Source organism: Legionella gratiana, from assembly GCF_001467695.1.
GTDB classification, from domain to species: Bacteria; Pseudomonadota; Gammaproteobacteria; order Legionellales; family Legionellaceae; genus Legionella; species Legionella gratiana.
In genome coordinates this window covers 36105-52674 of sequence record NZ_LNYE01000010.1, presented here as the reverse complement: position 1 = coordinate 52674, position 16570 = coordinate 36105, and the positions used below count along the sequence as shown (strand labels likewise).

Sequence of the window (16570 nt, the reverse complement as noted above, 5' to 3'; positions counted from 1 at the left end):
CATGAGCAACAGCCCGTAGCCAACCGGTGATTTCACCATACCCATTTCCAGCGAGTTCATTTTGCATGTCCTGAGTGATGGTTAAGCCAAGATTTTCTAACGTTGGGGGATTATCACCGGTTAATGCCGTATGTGCTCTTACCCCTGCAGAAGCAACCCAATAACCGCATAAGCCCATATTGAATCCAGGATCATTGGGAATCACAGATAATGTAGCGCCTTCAGGTAGTTTTTTAGCGAGAATTTTTTGATAACCTTTTCCTGAACCTTCACCCAGAGGGTCAAAAAGGTAGTATTGATTACCTTGACCTTTAATTAACATGATCCAGTGGCCGGATTTTTGTGTTGGATTCACGCCGGTTAATATGGGCATAAACCCTTGCTGGTCTAGTTTATCTACTCTTACATCAGGATTTCCATTGTAAACAATACCACTGGTGATATCTTGTCCCATGCGTTCAAAAATGGCATGCATACCCTCTTGGGTTAGTTCTACCCCTTGTACATATTCAGGCATTTTGTTCTCTCTTAAAGAATGAATACGATTAATTAACTATAGAAATTTTGTATTTAATATTATCACTATGGTTGAATATTATAATTGAGAAACTTTAAGAAAATATTAAGAGTTAAAGAAGGCAATAGGCGCAAATTATCTCAAATTATTTGAGTGGTGATAAGTTGAAAAAACAGGGATACGTTGAGGATAAAGTAGCCCGAATGGATCAAGATAGGGCTGGATCTAAATAGACTCTTTATCCGAAACCTCGCTAACTTAGCACCATTATTACTACATAGGTGCTTTAGTAAACTATGAAATTTGTTGACTGTAGCTGCTTTTGACGAATTAAATACATATGGCTTTCAGCATATAAGATCCTAGATTGGTGACTTCGGCTTTAGTACCAGGATCTGCTGTAAATGGAATTTGTTGCATATTGTAAACAGTCCATACCATGTAATCCCCTTTCTTAAATGTGGTGCCGTTGAATACACCTTTTCCACTAATTATATGGATTCTAATACTGTTTTTTGCATTTGAAGCAGCATGGATTTCACAGAGCATCGTTGTTCTGATATTTGCATTGGTTAGAATAATCGGTTTGTTGGGATCAAGAGTGAGTTCAATAGGGGCCAAAGTTGCAGAAAAAAGGGAAGTGCTGATCAAGGTCAAGATAAGTACTAATAATTTATTCGCTGAGTGATACATAATTGTCCTATTAATTTGAGATTGTGGTATCGATTCATTCAATAACCAAAATAAAGAGGATAATATAATTTAATAAAAAAGATTTTTAAACTACCTGCATAAGCAAATCGCTCTCGTTTATTTCATGGCTATTTTTTCTACATGGAGTCCTATTTTGAGCTATGCTTACTGAGTAAGTTTGATCGCAGTAGCATCGAAAATTTGATTTCAGTAAATGCGGGAGAGCAACAAAAGATGAGTTATTTTAATGTAAAAGACCCAATATGTATGACTAAAACCTGTCCTGAGCAAATAAGAGTGGCGCTTATTCCTCGAACGGTTGATCTTGGTGGGTTTCAAGTAGGGCGGGTATTACCATCAAAAGAAAAAAGAACAGTGGGCCCCTTCGTTTTTTGGGATCAAGCTGGCCCTAATGAATTTTGCAGGGTAAAATCATTATTGATAATAGTTCATATCATTGTGCCAAGATGCTTGTTCTCAAAACGGATACTGAAATTAAAGTAACTGCGATAGATGATGCCCATATTATCATTCTTGGTGGAGCTGCTCTTGAAACACAACGCTATGTTTGGTGGAACTTTGTGGCCAGTTCTAAAGAGAGAATCGAGCAGGCTAAGTTGGATTGGAAAACTGGAAAATTTGGAAAAATACCTGGAGATGAGGACGAGTTCATTCCTTTGCCTGAATAAACGAGTTGTATAAGAAACTCTTGAGCTTAGGTATTTATAAAATTGGATAAAATAAAAGGGATCTTAAGAAATGGGTAAATTAACTCAAGAAACACAATACTTAGAAGATGGAAGCATCAAGACTCAATTAACAGGTTATAATCTTCTGAATAATTCCCGATTAAACAAGGGAACTGCATTTACCAATAGTGAGCGAGATGCATTTGCCTTACACGGATTATTACCACCTCAAGTAAGTACTTTAGAAGATCAACAAAAAAGACGTCATGCAGGACTGATCGAACTACCTACCGCTTTAGAAAAATATAGTTTTCTGCGTGATCTCCAAGATAATAACGAAACATTGTTTTACTCTTTAATTGTCCACAATATTGAGGAAATGCTACCTATTGTTTATACCCCAACTGTTGGAGAGGGTTGTCAAAAGTTCAGTGAGGTTTTTCGTAAACCGCGAGGACTTTTTCTGAGTTATCCTAATAAAAATTTAATCGAGCAAATTTTTTCTCACCCTCGTTATGACTTAATTAAATGTATTGTTGTAAGTGATGGTGAGCGTATTTTGGGGCTTGGCGATCAAGGCGCTGGTGGTATGGGAATTCCCATTGGTAAAATGGCACTCTATACAGCATTAGCTGGTATTCCTCCTCAATATTGCTTGCCAATTCTTTTGGATGTAGGAACAGATAATGAAGAACGATTGGCAGACCCTCTTTACGTAGGTTGGAAACACCACCGTATTCGTGGTTCTGAATATGATGAGTTTGTTGATGCATTTGTTTCGGCTGTTAAACGTCGATGGCCGAATGTACTGTTGCAGTGGGAAGATTTTGCAGGAGCAAATGCGACTCATTTGTTGGAGCGTTATCGTAACCAACTTTGTACTTTTAATGATGATATTCAAGGTACTGCTGCTATGGCAACAGGTACTCTGCTTTCAGCGATCAATGTGACAGGGATCCCGTTGCACGATCAGAAAATCGTTTTTCTTGGTTTTGGGGGAACAGGTCATGGTATCGCCCAGTTGATTCATGCAGCTTTAAAAGATGATGGCTTGAGTGATCAAGAAGCGAGTAAGCGCATCTATGCTGTAGACAGGTATGGATTGCTTGTGGAAGGAGGAAAGGGATTAAGTCCAGATCAGGCGTTTTTTGCTCGTAAGCGCTCCGAGGTAGCAGAATGGCAGGTGAGTAATCCTATGGAGATAAGCTTGCTTGATGTTGTGCGCAATGTAAAACCTACCGCACTAATAGGTGTTTCGACTCAGAAAGGAGCTTTTACTGAGGAAGTAGTACGAACTATGGCGAAATATACGGAACGTCCAGTGATTTTCCCGCTTTCTAATCCAACATGGCATAGTGAGGCAGTGCCACAAGATTTATTTAATTGGACGGATGGTCGTGCACTGGTAGGAACTGGAAGTCCTTTCGAACCTGTAAAATTTAAAGGAAAAGAATTTCCGATTGATCAAACAAATAACTCATATATTTTTCCAGGTTTAGCTTTAGGTATTATTTCTTCTCAAGCAAAAAGAGTCTCTGATGGAATGATTAAAGCAGCTGCACTTGCTCTTGCAGCTTGTTCACCAGCAAGGAAGAATAAAATGGCAAATCTGTTACCTCCATTAGCGAGCCTCCGTTCAATCAGCCTGGAGGTGGCACGAGCTGTAGGGAAACAGGCAATACAGGAAGGTCTTGCACGTATTAATGAATCTGATTTGGAAAAAGAGCTCACCGCTAATATTTGGGATCCGGTTTATAAACTGTACACGCTTATTTAGTTAAGGTGAGTTCGACATCAAAGACATACAAATACCTTTTATCCTAGAAAAAGTAGTGCTCTTAGCTCGTGAAGTAGAACTCAACTTTTTCTAGGTTTATGTCGTTAAACGAATGAAATCCCGTTTTAAAATTGGAATAGTTCGATATAAAAAATTACAAGTGCCTCCTACAACATACCAGCAAAACAACCTTAGCAAAAACTATATTTTAATAGCCAAGTAAGCTTCTTATACGATCAGTATAATCTTTCAGTGGTGTTTGTAGGATAAAATCCTTCAGAGGTGTTTCAATTTCAAAATATAAAATATTGGTTATTTTCAATTAAATCTACCTGGTCTTCATTTAAGTAGTACATCACTTAATATTTGGTTAATAATTTCTCAGTATTATATCAATTTGTTCTTTGTATTGGCTTAGGAGGAGCAATAATTCTGTAATTGATGGGGGGGGAAGTTGATGACTGTTTCGTTAAGTACAACAAGCCAAGAATTAATTTCCAAGTTAAGCAAGAAAGATAAGCACTTCACCCAGGTATTTCAACAAAAAACTGCAATTGATAGAACTTCTTTGTTGCAGTGGCTTGAACAATCCTCTTCAGCCACAGAGAGTGAAACATTTTTTTTAATCGCTTCATTGCAGACATCATTGTTAAAAGATCTAAATAATTCATTGGGTAACTCTTTACCGAACAAGAAAAAATCTAAAAAAGGTGGGGCATTAGCAAAAGCTAAATTTGCGCTATTAGCTCTTGCTGGGACTGTTTATTTTGGTTGTGAAGGTTTTGATGGTGTTACAGCGATCATGGGGGTTCTCTCTTTTATTCCCACTATTGCATTTTTTGTAGGCGGAACATTATTTTCAATACTTTCTGTAATTGTATTTTACAATTTTGACTTGATTGAAATTTCTAAAAATTTAGGTGTCAAATCTACTGATGCTCCAAAGTTAATTGATGTGTTGCTGGATGAGTTTAAACAAATAAAATTAATTCGTGCTCGTCTTTCAAAGTCGGATAATAAAACACTGCAAATGCTCGAACAAGATCTTGCGGTCGCAAAAATGTTGTTACGAAGACATGAACATTTAAATGAAGCACGAACGCAACTTAAGTTGGCATTAGACAATCCCTACCTAAAGGCTGGGAGAATGATAACTGCAGGTTTAGCAGGGATTATTTTTTTTAGTGGTGGTTTTTTTTCGGGCCAAGCCGTTGCTTTGACTGTTGCCAGTTTATTTGTTTCGACAATAGCGGCAACAGCCTGGCCAATTGTTGCTGCAGGTGTTGTTGTTGGTTTAGCTGCATTTAGTATTTACTGGTTTGTTCAACGTCCGGGAATTGAAAACTTGATTCGTCGTTGGAAAGGATTGGATAAAGAAAGAATGGATCAATTATGCAAATCTAAGGTTGTGGATCGAGAGACAGAAAAACTACAAAATTTAATTAAAGGGCTTGAAGAAAAGATCGAATTACATCGCACTAATGTAACTGCTCAAGCGCAAGTTAAGACACTCACAGAAGAAGTATCTCGTTTAAGGCAACAATTAGCAGGGAAAACGCCGCACAAACTGCAGACTCATGTTGATCGAGCAGGTAATGAGGAGCTCATCACGGCCAAGCCTAGTATGGAAGGACATTCATCACCTCATGCCCAATATTCTCTTTTTAAATTAAAAGGCATTAAACCGACAGCAGATCCTATGGCACTTAAAAAGAATGAAGCTCGTTTTTCTTAAACCTAAACGAACGTTATCCCGTAAAATGCGTAGTATTTATACGGGATCCAACTCTAAATAAAACCAGTTCGATGTAAAAAATCACTTTATTTTTTATGTCGCACTGACGTTAAATTAGGCTTTCTTGCTACAACTCAACTGCCGAATTTAGGTTAAAGGGTTCATCATAGTGTCTTGATGAGACCACTCTTTTTATTTTCGAATATTTACAAATTTTCGAAAATAAATAATACTATCCCCAGTTTTAAAAACGAAGCATAGTAAAAATGATACGAACTCGTGAAAAACAATCGAAAGCAAGTGCGGTTTTAGAAAAGATTCGACTGGATCTTGTCAGTGGTTATTTCAGCCCTGGCCAAAAGTTACAAATGGAGCAGTTAAAAAATAGATATCATGTTGGGTATAGCCCTTTACGAGAAGCGTTATCTCGATTAGTTGCAAATGGACTTGTTAATCTTGAAGAGTTATGTGGTTTTTCTGTTCCTCCTTTATCTCTAGAAGAGTTATATGATCTTTATTCCGTTAGAATCGATCTTGAAACTCGAGCCTTAGAATTAGCGATGGAGCATGGAGATGCGTCTTGGGAAGCTGAAGTTATTTCTTGTTGGTATCGCTATGCTAAATATATTGATTCTCAGTCAATTCAGCCATTGGATCCTATAAAATGGAATGAATTCCAAAAAGAATTTACCTTTACTTTAATCAAAGCATGTCAATCCCCTTGGTTACTTAAACTTCAAGACATGCTGTATGACCATTCAGCTCGTTATCGTTTTTTATGTATGGGGGCTCATCATGATAATAAAAAAGCACTCGCAGAATTTAAGCAAGAAAATGAAGATTTAGTCACTGCTGTTTTAGCGAGAAATAAGGAAAAAGCCGTTGCGATCTCTCGGGTTGGTTGGCAAAACTCACTTGAGATTATGGCGGATCGTTTGAGGAGAAAAGTTATGGAGCAAAGAGATGACTGAAAATAAGAAAAACTATCTTCTTATTCCATCGGTGCCTACGCCTAATGGTCGCTTACATTTAGGACATATAGGTGGTCCTTTTTTAAGTGTTGATATTCTTGCCAGATACTTACGGACGTGTGGACATTCCGCTTGGATAATTTCGGGTACCGATAGCTATGAATCTTATGCGGCAGGAAAAGCTGAAGAAGAGAATAAAGAAACAGAAGAACTAGGTCATCACTATCATGCATTAATCGCAGAAGATCTAAAATTAATGAATATTCAAGTGGATCAATTTATTAATCCACTGGCTTCACAATGGCGGTTTGCTTATCAAGAATGGCATGAGAAGATTTTTCAACAATTATTGGATAATAAGGCAACAGTTTCATTAAAAGAAAATATTCCCTGGGATGACGAGAATGGACGTTATCTGACAGGTTATTGGCTTCATGGAAACTGTCCTGTTTGTTTTAAAAAAACCACAAGTTATTTTTGCGAAAATTGTGGCGCACATTTCCGCCCAGAAGAAATAATTCGAGAAAATAATACGACACAAAAGGCAGTAGAAAATATTTTTTTACGCCTTACTCAGCAAGTTGAGTTACGTCCTAAAGGAATAAATCACTCTATAGAAACTATATTCCAAAACTATCGAGTTCAGCAAAATAATTTGTTTCGGTTAACCACTCATTGTGATTGGGGACTTTCTGATCCTACCGATCCTAATCATGGTAGAACTTTGTTTAGTTACGGTTTTATATTTGCTTATTTTTTAATGTTTGGGGAAATTGCCGGGAAGCTTATGGGCATCAATAAAAATGCATTTGCACATGATGCAGAGGTGATTACTGTCTCTAGTTTTGGCATTGATAATGCCTTGCCTTTTTTAAGCAGTGCCTTGGGAATTAGTTGGGGGTGCCCGCAATATAAGTCTTTTGATTATTACCTGGTTAATTATTTTTACTACCTGGAGGGCAGCAAATTTTCAACGAGCCGGCAACATATGATTGGCGTTGATGAAGCGATCCATAGAAAAAAACTCTCTAGTGATATTATTCGACTTTATCTCGCCTCTGTAGATGTTCGTAATCAAACAGGCAATTTTGTGATAAATGATTTTATCCATTATTACAATAAAACAATAGGTTGGATCGAATCATTAATCATTCAAGGCATGGAGCATTTAGGTGAAGTGAAATCCTCCTTTTGTGATCAATACTTAAGTACACAACTTAATAACTTATTCTCCATTCAAGCCCATTCATTACAACCCAATCGCTTTTTACCTCATATCGCGGTTCATTCTATTGATGATTGGCTCACCTTAGGTCAAGGATTAAGTCAGAAATCAGGTACTTATTTTTGGTGGTTAAAAGGACTAACTTTGTTAATTTATCCTTATATGCCCGAGTTAGGAAAAACTCTTTGGAATGTTTTGGGATATGAGGATTTACCTGTGAGGAAGGATTTTTTTGCACTACCAACACGTCCCTTACAGAAACTGCAACTCAACATAAAGCGTATTTATCAAGAATTTGGAGCATTCAAGGAGGAAATCAATTATGAATCCAACGAATCATGATGAAATTTTTGATTTACTTGGAGTAGGTATCGGCCCATTTAATTTAAGTGTAGCGGCTTTACTATCCTCAACGGAAGCGATTTCCAGTGTTTTTTTTGAGCAAAATAAAGAGTTTATTTGGCATCCAGGAATGCTTTTTTCTCATGCTGAAATCCAAGTCAGTCATTTAAATGATCTCGTGACACTGGTTGATCCTACTAATCCTTATTCGTTTATTGCCTATCTAGCCAAACATAAACGATTATATCGTTTTATTAATGCCCAATTTAAAAATGTGTTAAGAACAGAGTTTAGTCACTATTTAAATTGGGTAAGTCATTCCTTACCTAATTTATTTTTTCAAGAAAAGGTGGAAGATATTTGTTTTAATCAATCTCATTTTGTAATGAGTACGAGTCAACGAACAATTAAAAGCAAGCATCTTTTATTGGGTAATGGTTTACAGGAAAAAATCCCTACTTGTGTGAACCCTCATATGGGGAAAAATGTACTACACAATAAAGATTTTTTATTAAAACCGATTCATTGGCAGGGAAAAAGAGTGGCTATTATTGGTGGCGGACAAAGTGGTGCTGAAATAGTACACCACCTTTTATCCCATACAGAGCAGCTTCCATCCGAGTTGACTTGGATTTCAAAGAGGTATCAATTGTTACCTATGGATACTTCTTCATTTGTAAATGAGTTTTTCACTCCAAACTATATGGAATATTTTTTTCATCTACCTGAGAAAGAAAAAGCTGCTTTATTGCAGGAGCAGCTACTTGCAAGTGATGGTATTTCATTTCACTTATTAAAAGCGATTTATCAAAAACTTTATAGCTTAGAATTTTTGGAAAATAAGGGGCGATTCTTTAAGTTTTTACCGCGACATGAATTAACTCATATGAATAGAGAGTCAAATTGGTATCAGTTGTTGTTGCATGATCTTAGCGCAGCTAAAAGAAAACTTATTCCCGCAGACATTGTTATTCTCTGTACGGGTTATCAATGGGATTTCCCCTCTTATCTTTCTTCACTTGCTGACAGAATACCCTTAAATAACGGAAGATTTTGTGTGAATCAGGATTTTTCTATTCTATGGGATGGTCCAAGACAAAATCGCATTTATGTCCAAAATGCTGCTGCTCAGTCACATGGAATTGCTGAACCGAATTTAAGTGTTATGGCATGGCGAAGTGCAAAAATCATTAATAGCATTGCGCAATCACCAATCTATGATCTAGAAAATGAGAGTACGGTATTAGATTGGGAGCGAGAGCTATTGCCTCATAGAAAGGAGCAAAAATATGCCTCAATGGCTTGATGCAACGATGAGTAAGGAGGATTTTGCACTGCCTTTTTCAAATTCTGAGAACATAGCTTCTGGAGTTAACGTGCATGCTATTAATTTCGCGCTAGCTCAAGTAAATCCTCCTTTTCATACTACTTATTTTCAGGTGTTAAGTCAGTGTGAAACTCCATTGGATTCGCATCAAGAAGAGGAGATTTGGATTGTTTTACAAGGGTGTGGCATTTTAAATTATGAAGGATCGTGCTATCACATTAGTGCACACGATATTTTTTATTTTGCCGCTTTTAAAAAACATCAAGTAAGAAATCCTATTAATGACTTATTGCTTATTTGCTCTATTTATTGGTAGGGATTCAAATGATATTTTGAAACAATAAGGCTGTTTATGAATTCAATAAAGTTAGAGAATTACATTCTAGTGATAAACAGAGCTGGTTAACAAAGGTTAATAATTATGTGGCTCAAAATTTTTACAATAAAATTGGAACAAGAGAACCTTGGCTTGTCTATGTGATGTCTGACTAAGTTATATTTGTTTCTTTTTTAAGAATTAATCAAGGGATTAGCGTATTGTTGCAAATAAAGTGTACCCAATTGATATGCGGCATAATCAGTAATATGTCCTACATCACGGTACACTGGAATTCCATTGATATCTGCTTTGCATTTTCCTTGTATGCATTGGATTTTTTTGGGATCAATGATAATTAATTGTGGGTATTTCAGTTTCATTTGCTGAAACAATTGCTCAAGCCATGGAGCCGGTTCATTTAGGGTAAAATCACATTCACCAGGAAGATATGATTTTCTTAATTTTATATGTTTAAAGAAGCAATCATGGAGGTTTTTTTGCATTACTGCGGTTGATTTAATTAACACCGGTTTTGCTCCAGAATCTGTAATTATCGTAAGCGCTTTATCTAATGCATCTTCTAGTCTTTTTAGAGTCAATGGTACGGAACGCTTATCACCTAAGTGATTGATGATGTTATCGGCCATATAATTGATCCAGAGTTGGCTAATAAGTACATAATCATAATGATTTTCTTGGATCATTTGATAATATTTTTGGGTTAATACATGGCATTGTTGATAAATTTGATTTTTAAAATGCCACCAGTCATAAAGATAAATGCCTGGCAAGGTGATGCAAGAAGACACTGCTTGCATTAATACGGTGACATTAGCATCTTTCCCTAATACATCAATGAAATTCCAGTAATGATTGGAAAATGAATCACCAATCATTAGTGCTTTTTTGCTGTCTCTTTTTCTAGATCCCACGAGACATTGCATGTTGATTTCTTGTTGTTTATCACTGATGCATGTAGGTCTTAGTTTACTTTCGTATTGTTCTAATTGTTGATAAATAGTAGCTAATTCACCATGAAAACGTTTGGGAAAGCCATTATTTACATGAATCAAATACGAAGTAAGATGGATAACAAGTATGGGCATGAATACTAAGAGCCCAAAAGTGTAGCGAAATGGAGTATTCCTTAAATGCCTTGCTGGTTTTTCAATATAGTTCCAAGAAAGATAAGCCAATACAAAAGTAAGTCCATAAGCAAAAAACTGAATAACGAGGGTTTCTACAATACTTTGATATTTTAAAAGTGAAAAAATAACCCAATGCCAAATGTAAAGAGAATAAGACAATAATCCTATGAAGACTATAGGTTTTATGGAAAGTAATTTGCATAAAAAACACTCAGGAAAAAATCTGCCTAGAGTAATCAGTATTCCAGTTGCAAGACAAACCACAAGCGCATGTTTGTCAGGATATCCTGGCAAAACTGGATTAAGACTTGCGATATAAAACAGGGAAAATAATGCAATACCGCCAATGAGATTTAACAAATATTTGTTCCCTGCACGGGTAATGGACGGAACCAATGCAACGCAGGAGCCAATTAAAAATTCGTAGATTCTACTCAACAATAAGTAATAGGTATGAGCGGGTAAAGTTCTACCGTTGTGTGATGAATAGAGAAAAGCAATTAAAGTAAGTATATATACTGATGCAGGCAAATACTTTTTAGGTAAAAAGCGATATAAACCATAGATAAGGCAAGGAAGAAGTAAGTAACATTGCCATTCTATAGACAGAGACCAAGTGTGTAATAGGGGGAGTTGATGGGTCTCTGGTGAAAAATAACCGGTTGTTGTTTTATCAAAAAATAAATTAGATAAAAATAAAGAGGTCTTGCGAGCGCTTTTGCTGTACTGCATTAAATCATCAGGTAAAAAGAATAATGCGGTTAATGTTGTGGTCAAAAACAGCAAACAAACAAATACAGGTTGTAAGCGCCATAGTCTTCGATTGTAAAAATCTAAAAAGGAAAAAGAATCAGTATTAAGTGACTCATGAATGATACTGGTGATGAGAAAACCAGAAATAACGAAAAAAACATCAACGCCTATAAACCCAGAAGGAAAAAAGCGAAGACCGCCATGATAAATTAAGACCAGTACAATCGCAATGGCCCTCAGTCCATCAATATCGGGACGGTATTTCATTCATTCTCGAATAAAATGAGGTAATACTATCATTTGGGTTAAACATTATCTATATAATTATGAAATGGGAAAGTTGGGCATTGCTTTTGGATAGGAAGAGTTGGAAAATGCTTTTCAACGGACTGATTTTTAGAACTTAATTTTTCTAGGATTAAATAGGAATAAGGAAGCTATCATGCATGACTTCATCAAACCAGCACTGTTTAATGCTCAATTAATCAGAAGCTTAGGATGTACTACCTATCAAGGAGCTGAAATTGGAGAGTGTCTTGCTGTAGCGAGTCAAATAGAGCCTGGCAATAAAGAAAGCTGGTATAGTCATTGGATTGCTTTGGCTGATACCAATTATAGTCATGCTGAAATTTATCGTAGCCAAGGGCTTTATTTTGATGCAAAATTAGCTTTTTTACGAGCCTGCACTTATTATCGCACCGCATTTTTTTTCCTGGAAGATGAACCTACAGATAGGCGGATTGAACAAGCATTGCAATACAGTATTGATGCATTTCATCAGGCGCTTGAGTTTTTTGAAACTCCTGTAGAAAAGGTCGAAATTCCTTTTACAAATAGTACATTGCCTGGTTATCTTTACCTCTATCCATCTTTTTCTAATCATCCTAGACCTATTCTAATTGATACTGGTGGAGGGGATGGTACTAAAGAAGAGTGTTATAGCACCGCAGCTGAAGCATTAAAACGCGGCTTTCACTGCTTAACTTTTGAGGGTCCTGGTCAAGGTAGTATGTTGCGTTTAAATAAAATACCTTTTATCCCTGATTGGGAGCACGTGATTAGTGCGGTTGTCGATTTTATTATCGATCGTCCCGAAATCGATTCCAATAGAATTTATTTAATAGGTCGAAGCTTTGGGGGGTATCTTGCTGCACGGGCAGTAACAAAAGAAACACGAATTGCAGCTTGTGTTGTTGATCCAGGCATTTTTGATGCAAGTAGTAATTTAGAAGCAAAATTTAATTCGTTTACGACACGGTTTCCAGATTTAAAAGATACTCCTTTAGAGCAAGCTATAGAACATCTTATGAGCGTAGATGAAAATTTAAGGTTTATGTTAGAAAGTCGTAAGTGGCGATTTGGTGCCAAAACGATTGGCGAAATGTTTCATAGAATTCGAGAGTACACGTTGAGCGGATTAGTGGAAAAGATTCAGTGTCCTATGCTCGTATGTGATAATACCTTAGAATACATCACATTAGGGCAGGCAAAAAAATTATATGACCAATTACAATGTAAAAAACAATATATTCTTTTTAATGCAGAAGAGGGAACGGGTGGTCATTGTGAACCTTTAGCGCCAAGATTATTCAGTGCTAAAATTTATGCTTGGCTTCATGCCTTATAAATTTGACGAAGATAATTTTATAATCGAATTAATAAATGAATATGGTGATGAATACGATACGCGCTTTTTTCGCAATTGTACCTTCAAAGGAAATACGCGTTCATCTAGTGAATGTTTTGCAGTCTTTAAAGCAAGAAATGCCCGAAGATTATATCCGTTGGGTTCCTATAGATAATATACATATAACGTTGCACTTTATAGCACAATTGCAATTACAAGACGTAGTCTTGCTGAGTCAAAAAGTAGCGCATGCATTGAAGCATACCCCATGCTTTCAATTAAAATTAGGGCCGATAGAATGGTTCCCCACACTACGGCATCCTAAAATTCTTTCTTTAGTTGTTGAGCCCCATGATATTTTATGCAAACTTGCAAGTACTATTGCCCAATCGTTAAATTCTTTAAATTATCCGATTGAATCGAGACACTTTCGTGGCCACATGACTATAGGAAGGCTTCGCCATAATCAGCATAAGAAGCAGAAGTTATTATCACAAATTCAATTAGAGAATATCCCGCCAATTACTATTGATAATATTTATTTAATTGAAAGCAAACTAGGCCAAGAAAGAACGACATACACTACGTTGACGGAATTTCCATTGACTAAAATAGAAGAATAATTGAGTTCAATGGCTCCTTAAGGCCAGTCGCAAATATAGGAATATATAAATGGCAAGAGAATGTATTTTTGATTTAATTGTTGCAAAAAAAGAACAAGCATTTTTTGTTTTCGAAGATGAGAGTTTTATTGCATTTTTGGATTCTCGCCCATTATTCCCAGGCCATACTTTATTAGTACCTAAAGCACATATTAAAACACTTTATGAGTTACCAGATACTAAGGTATCGTCTCTTTTTTTATTAACTAAAAGAATCGGTAGGGCTGTTGAAAAAGCAATGGATGCTGCAGGTAGCTTCATTGCTATGAATAATACAATTAGTCAAAGTGTTCCTCATCTTCATGTTCATATTGTTCCAAGAAATAAGCAAGATGGATTAAAAGGTTTTTTTTGGCCTCGCACTCATTATGAGAATGAAGTGCATGTACGTGAAGTACAAGAAAAAATAAGATATCAAATAGAACTAACTTAACATGAGTTTCGGATAAGGAGATTGGCTCATTATCACGAATCGTTCGAGCTGAGGAGCACTGTCGTTGAATTAAGGAACTTGTAGTCGTCCTCGCGAAAAGCGGGGACCCATGTTGATGTAGGCATCATGCTCAAATAGAAATGGATTTCCGCTTTCGCGAAAATGACGAGACCCTTAAGTCAATGGCAGTGGGGCTGAGGAGGCGTTTATGCCGTCTCGAATTTATATGGGATTTAATATTTCGTGCAAAATAGTTAATAATTTTTCTATTCTTGCTTTATAAGGTCAATAGTATATCATTAATTCATGTTCAGAACGGATTTAGTTCTGAGCTTGAATAACAGGATAACCATGTACTTTCTCTCATTAATAATACTAGGATGGTGTATGATGACTCAATCAGCCGCAGCAGATAATCCTCATTATGATAACGCGTATGATTATTCATTTCATACGTTACGAGGACAGGAGCCATTGCCTCTGTCATCTTTTCAAGGAAAAGTTTTAATTGTAGTTAATACTGCTTCTAAGTGTGGATTTACACCTCAATATGCTCGTTTAGAGAAACTTTATGAACAATATAAAGATCGAGGTTTAGTTATATTAGGAGTTCCTTCAAATGATTTTGGCAGTCAAGAACCAGGGACAGAACAAGAAATTTCTAACTTTTGTCAGGTAAACTATGGTGTTACTTTTCCAATGGCAGCAAAGGAAGTGGTTTCAGGGAAAAATGCACATCCATTTTATCTTTGGGCAAAAAAGAAATTGGGATTTGGTACTGCTCCAAAATGGAATTTCCATAAATATCTGATCAACAGAAAGGGAGAGCTGATTGATTATTTTTATTCGACTACTTCTCCAGACTCAGGAAGAGTTATCAAAATTATCGAGAAAGCATTAGACGAGCAAGTTTAAGGCATAGTTTTAGCCGCATCATAGCCCCCAGCAACAGCGTTGTAAACTTGTATAATACTGTCGAGTAATTGCGCTTTCTCCTGGACTACGCTGAGTTTACTTCGATCAAGATTGATCATTGCATTCACTACATTGCGATAATCTTTTGCACCTGACTTGTATTGTGCTAATGCAAGAGCATATCCTTCTTTAGCAGCTAGATATCCTCTATATGCTTGCAGATAAGATAATCTGTTTTTTTGCTCTGCCATCAATGCATTATCTACATCTGCAAATGCAGCGTGCAGTGTTTCTAAATAATCATAATAAGTTGCTTTGAAGTTTGCTTTAGCGGATTTGATATTTTGGTAAGAGCTGGCATTAAATATTTTCATTGAAGCTGCAGCTTGAGCAATCCAAAGATTGGTACTTAATTTTAAAAGATGTGTTAAATCAATAGAAGCATTTCCGACTAAGCCAGTTAATGAAATTGTGGGAAAAAAAACTGAATAAGCCACGCCAATTTGTGACGAAGCGATTTTGACATTATTTAAGGCAATCATAATGTCTGGACGATTTTTTAAAACGGACGAAGGTAACTGTTTAGGAATGAGATTATCTAAGTTAAGTGAAAGTAAAGTACGATTTGTACTAATTGGCCCTGGATTTCCATTCAATAAGAGATGAATAGCATTTTCACTTTGCGCTATTACACTTTCAATTTGTGGAATTTTTGTTTCCTCATATGCAAGCTGTTGATCGAGATTTGTTACTAATTCAAGGTCACTGGCGCCTTTTTGGAATCGAACTTGCTCAAGGTGGCGTAGTTTTTTTAAATCACGGCATAGTGCTTTCTCCATTGCTAATTGCTCGCGCTGACTTAAGAGCATGAAATAGGCACCACTCATCTGACTAATAATTCCTAGTTTTGTGGCTTGGGTTAGTGCTTTTTGGAGCTCTAGAGAAGCTTTAGCTGATTTAATATTATTAATATTGTTTAATACATTAAAAGTATATTCGGGTACAAAGCCAGTATGGTATCCTTTAAATCGTAAATTGGATAAGCTTGATACAAAAGGATCTCTAACTAAGTGTCCTTGAGGTGTAATATGCGAATTCCAAGCCCTACCTGCAAATCCATTTGCAGTGCCGTCAAGAGTTGGAATCCAAGCATATTGAGCTGCTTTAAGCTGAGCTTGTGCTTGTTCAATGGTTGCATAAGAACTTTTAATCTGATAATTAGAAGCAAGAGCTTGATACATAAGCTGGTCAAGTTGAGGGTCGTGTAACTTTTTCCACCATGCAAGTTGACTTAAAAAAGTAGTGTCATTAACGTATTTTATTCCACTCCGGGTGCTTTTAGGATAAGTAACCTTTTCCTGAACAATACAGTTTTTGCAACACGATCCGAGCAGAATAGCGCATAAATAAAGCAAGATAATTTTTAGTTTCATCATT

Annotated in this window: 14 protein-coding genes and 1 pseudogene; 11 read left to right on the top strand and 4 right to left on the bottom strand. The window is 36.4% G+C overall.

Annotated elements, in window-relative coordinates:
• Positions 1-517: pseudogene (locus Lgra_RS04585) on the bottom strand (SidE phosphodiesterase domain-containing protein); the annotation flags it as partial.
• Between the two features lie 330 nt (positions 518-847).
• Positions 848-1210 (bottom strand): hypothetical protein, encoded by a 363-nt coding sequence (locus tag Lgra_RS04580; RefSeq protein ID WP_058498112.1) that lies wholly within the window; start codon positions 1208-1210, stop codon positions 848-850.
• A 467-nt stretch (positions 1211-1677) separates the two neighbouring features.
• Here Lgra_RS04580 and Lgra_RS18225 point away from each other — a divergent pair, with 467 nt between their 5' ends.
• The 7 genes from Lgra_RS18225 to Lgra_RS04540 all read left to right on the top strand — a co-directional run bounded on the left by Lgra_RS18225 (position 1678) and on the right by Lgra_RS04540 (position 9592).
• Positions 1678-1899: a pirin-like C-terminal cupin domain-containing protein gene (locus Lgra_RS18225; protein WP_058498110.1), complete on the top strand. Its 222-nt coding sequence runs from the start codon at positions 1678-1680 to the stop codon at positions 1897-1899.
• Positions 1900-1969: 70 nt separating this feature from the next.
• Positions 1970-3676 (top strand): NAD-dependent malic enzyme, encoded by a 1707-nt coding sequence (locus Lgra_RS04565; RefSeq protein ID WP_058498109.1) that lies wholly within the window; start codon positions 1970-1972, stop codon positions 3674-3676.
• A 457-nt stretch (positions 3677-4133) separates the two neighbouring features.
• The gene (locus Lgra_RS04560) at positions 4134-5411 is read left to right on the top strand and encodes a hypothetical protein (RefSeq protein WP_058498108.1); all 1278 of its coding nucleotides are present in this window, start codon (positions 4134-4136) and stop codon (positions 5409-5411) included.
• 266 nt (positions 5412-5677) lie between these two features.
• Positions 5678-6382, top strand: a complete 705-nt coding sequence (locus tag Lgra_RS04555) for a GntR family transcriptional regulator (RefSeq protein WP_238584358.1) — start codon at positions 5678-5680, stop codon at positions 6380-6382.
• The gene (locus tag Lgra_RS04550) at positions 6375-7949 is read left to right on the top strand and encodes a methionine--tRNA ligase (RefSeq protein ID WP_058498107.1); all 1575 of its coding nucleotides are present in this window, start codon (positions 6375-6377) and stop codon (positions 7947-7949) included. The genes Lgra_RS04555 and Lgra_RS04550 overlap by 8 nt, the downstream gene beginning before the upstream one ends.
• Positions 7930-9255: a lysine N(6)-hydroxylase/L-ornithine N(5)-oxygenase family protein gene (locus Lgra_RS04545; protein WP_058498106.1), complete on the top strand. Its 1326-nt coding sequence runs from the start codon at positions 7930-7932 to the stop codon at positions 9253-9255. Before Lgra_RS04550 ends, Lgra_RS04545 begins: the two co-directional genes overlap by 20 nt.
• Positions 9239-9592, top strand: coding sequence for a cupin domain-containing protein (locus Lgra_RS04540; RefSeq protein ID WP_083502851.1), 354 nt, complete (start codon positions 9239-9241; stop codon positions 9590-9592). The genes Lgra_RS04545 and Lgra_RS04540 overlap by 17 nt, the downstream gene beginning before the upstream one ends.
• Before the next feature lie 194 nt (positions 9593-9786).
• Here the strand turns inward: Lgra_RS04540 and Lgra_RS04535 are convergent, their stop codons facing one another.
• Positions 9787-11763 carry an acyltransferase family protein gene (locus Lgra_RS04535; RefSeq protein WP_058498105.1) on the bottom strand — a complete coding sequence of 659 codons (1977 nt, stop codon included), beginning with the start codon at positions 11761-11763 and terminating at the stop codon, positions 9787-9789.
• A 175-nt stretch (positions 11764-11938) separates the two neighbouring features.
• Here Lgra_RS04535 and Lgra_RS04530 point away from each other — a divergent pair, with 175 nt between their 5' ends.
• From Lgra_RS04530 to Lgra_RS04515, 4 genes are all read left to right on the top strand, one after another.
• Positions 11939-13123, top strand: coding sequence for an alpha/beta hydrolase family protein (locus Lgra_RS04530; protein WP_058498104.1), 1185 nt, complete (start codon positions 11939-11941; stop codon positions 13121-13123).
• A 47-nt stretch (positions 13124-13170) separates the two neighbouring features.
• Entirely contained in the window at positions 13171-13746 is a 576-nt protein-coding gene (thpR, locus tag Lgra_RS04525; protein ID WP_058498103.1) for an RNA 2',3'-cyclic phosphodiesterase, read from the top strand.
• 49 nt (positions 13747-13795) lie between these two features.
• On the top strand, positions 13796-14218 hold the full coding sequence (locus Lgra_RS04520) for an HIT family protein (protein ID WP_058498102.1): 423 nt from the start codon (positions 13796-13798) through the stop codon (positions 14216-14218).
• A 387-nt stretch (positions 14219-14605) separates the two neighbouring features.
• On the top strand, positions 14606-15133 hold the full coding sequence (locus Lgra_RS04515; RefSeq protein WP_058498101.1) for a glutathione peroxidase: 528 nt from the start codon (positions 14606-14608) through the stop codon (positions 15131-15133).
• Here Lgra_RS04515 and Lgra_RS04510 read toward each other — a convergent pair.
• Complete coding sequence (locus Lgra_RS04510) at positions 15130-16566, bottom strand: TolC family protein (RefSeq protein WP_172468404.1); 1437 nt, start codon at positions 16564-16566, stop codon at positions 15130-15132. The two genes, Lgra_RS04515 and Lgra_RS04510, sit on opposite strands and share 4 nt — an antisense overlap.
• Between the last annotated feature and the right edge of the window lie 4 nt (positions 16567-16570).

Bases quoted from the DNA above. Each gene is read 5' to 3' on its own strand.
- thpR (WP_058498103.1), top strand. From the start codon at position 13,171: ATGAATACGATACGCGCTTTTTTCGCAATTGTACCTTCAAAGGAAATA.
- Lgra_RS04565 (WP_058498109.1), top strand. From the start codon at position 1,970: ATGGGTAAATTAACTCAAGAAACACAATACTTAGAAGATGGAAGCATC.
- Lgra_RS04510 (WP_172468404.1), bottom strand. From the start codon at position 16,566: ATGAAACTAAAAATTATCTTGCTTTATTTATGCGCTATTCTGCTCGGA.
- Lgra_RS04540 (WP_083502851.1), top strand. From the start codon at position 9,239: ATGCCTCAATGGCTTGATGCAACGATGAGTAAGGAGGATTTTGCACTG.
- Lgra_RS04530 (WP_058498104.1), top strand. From the start codon at position 11,939: ATGCATGACTTCATCAAACCAGCACTGTTTAATGCTCAATTAATCAGA.
- Lgra_RS04560 (WP_058498108.1), top strand. From the start codon at position 4,134: ATGACTGTTTCGTTAAGTACAACAAGCCAAGAATTAATTTCCAAGTTA.
- Lgra_RS04535 (WP_058498105.1), bottom strand. From the start codon at position 11,763: ATGAAATACCGTCCCGATATTGATGGACTGAGGGCCATTGCGATTGTA.
- Lgra_RS04555 (WP_238584358.1), top strand. From the start codon at position 5,678: ATGATACGAACTCGTGAAAAACAATCGAAAGCAAGTGCGGTTTTAGAA.
- Lgra_RS04550 (WP_058498107.1), top strand. From the start codon at position 6,375: ATGACTGAAAATAAGAAAAACTATCTTCTTATTCCATCGGTGCCTACG.
- Lgra_RS04515 (WP_058498101.1), top strand. From the start codon at position 14,606: ATGATGACTCAATCAGCCGCAGCAGATAATCCTCATTATGATAACGCG.
- Lgra_RS18225 (WP_058498110.1), top strand. From the start codon at position 1,678: ATGCTTGTTCTCAAAACGGATACTGAAATTAAAGTAACTGCGATAGAT.
- Lgra_RS04520 (WP_058498102.1), top strand. From the start codon at position 13,796: ATGGCAAGAGAATGTATTTTTGATTTAATTGTTGCAAAAAAAGAACAA.
- Lgra_RS04545 (WP_058498106.1), top strand. From the start codon at position 7,930: ATGAATCCAACGAATCATGATGAAATTTTTGATTTACTTGGAGTAGGT.
- Lgra_RS04580 (WP_058498112.1), bottom strand. From the start codon at position 1,210: ATGTATCACTCAGCGAATAAATTATTAGTACTTATCTTGACCTTGATC.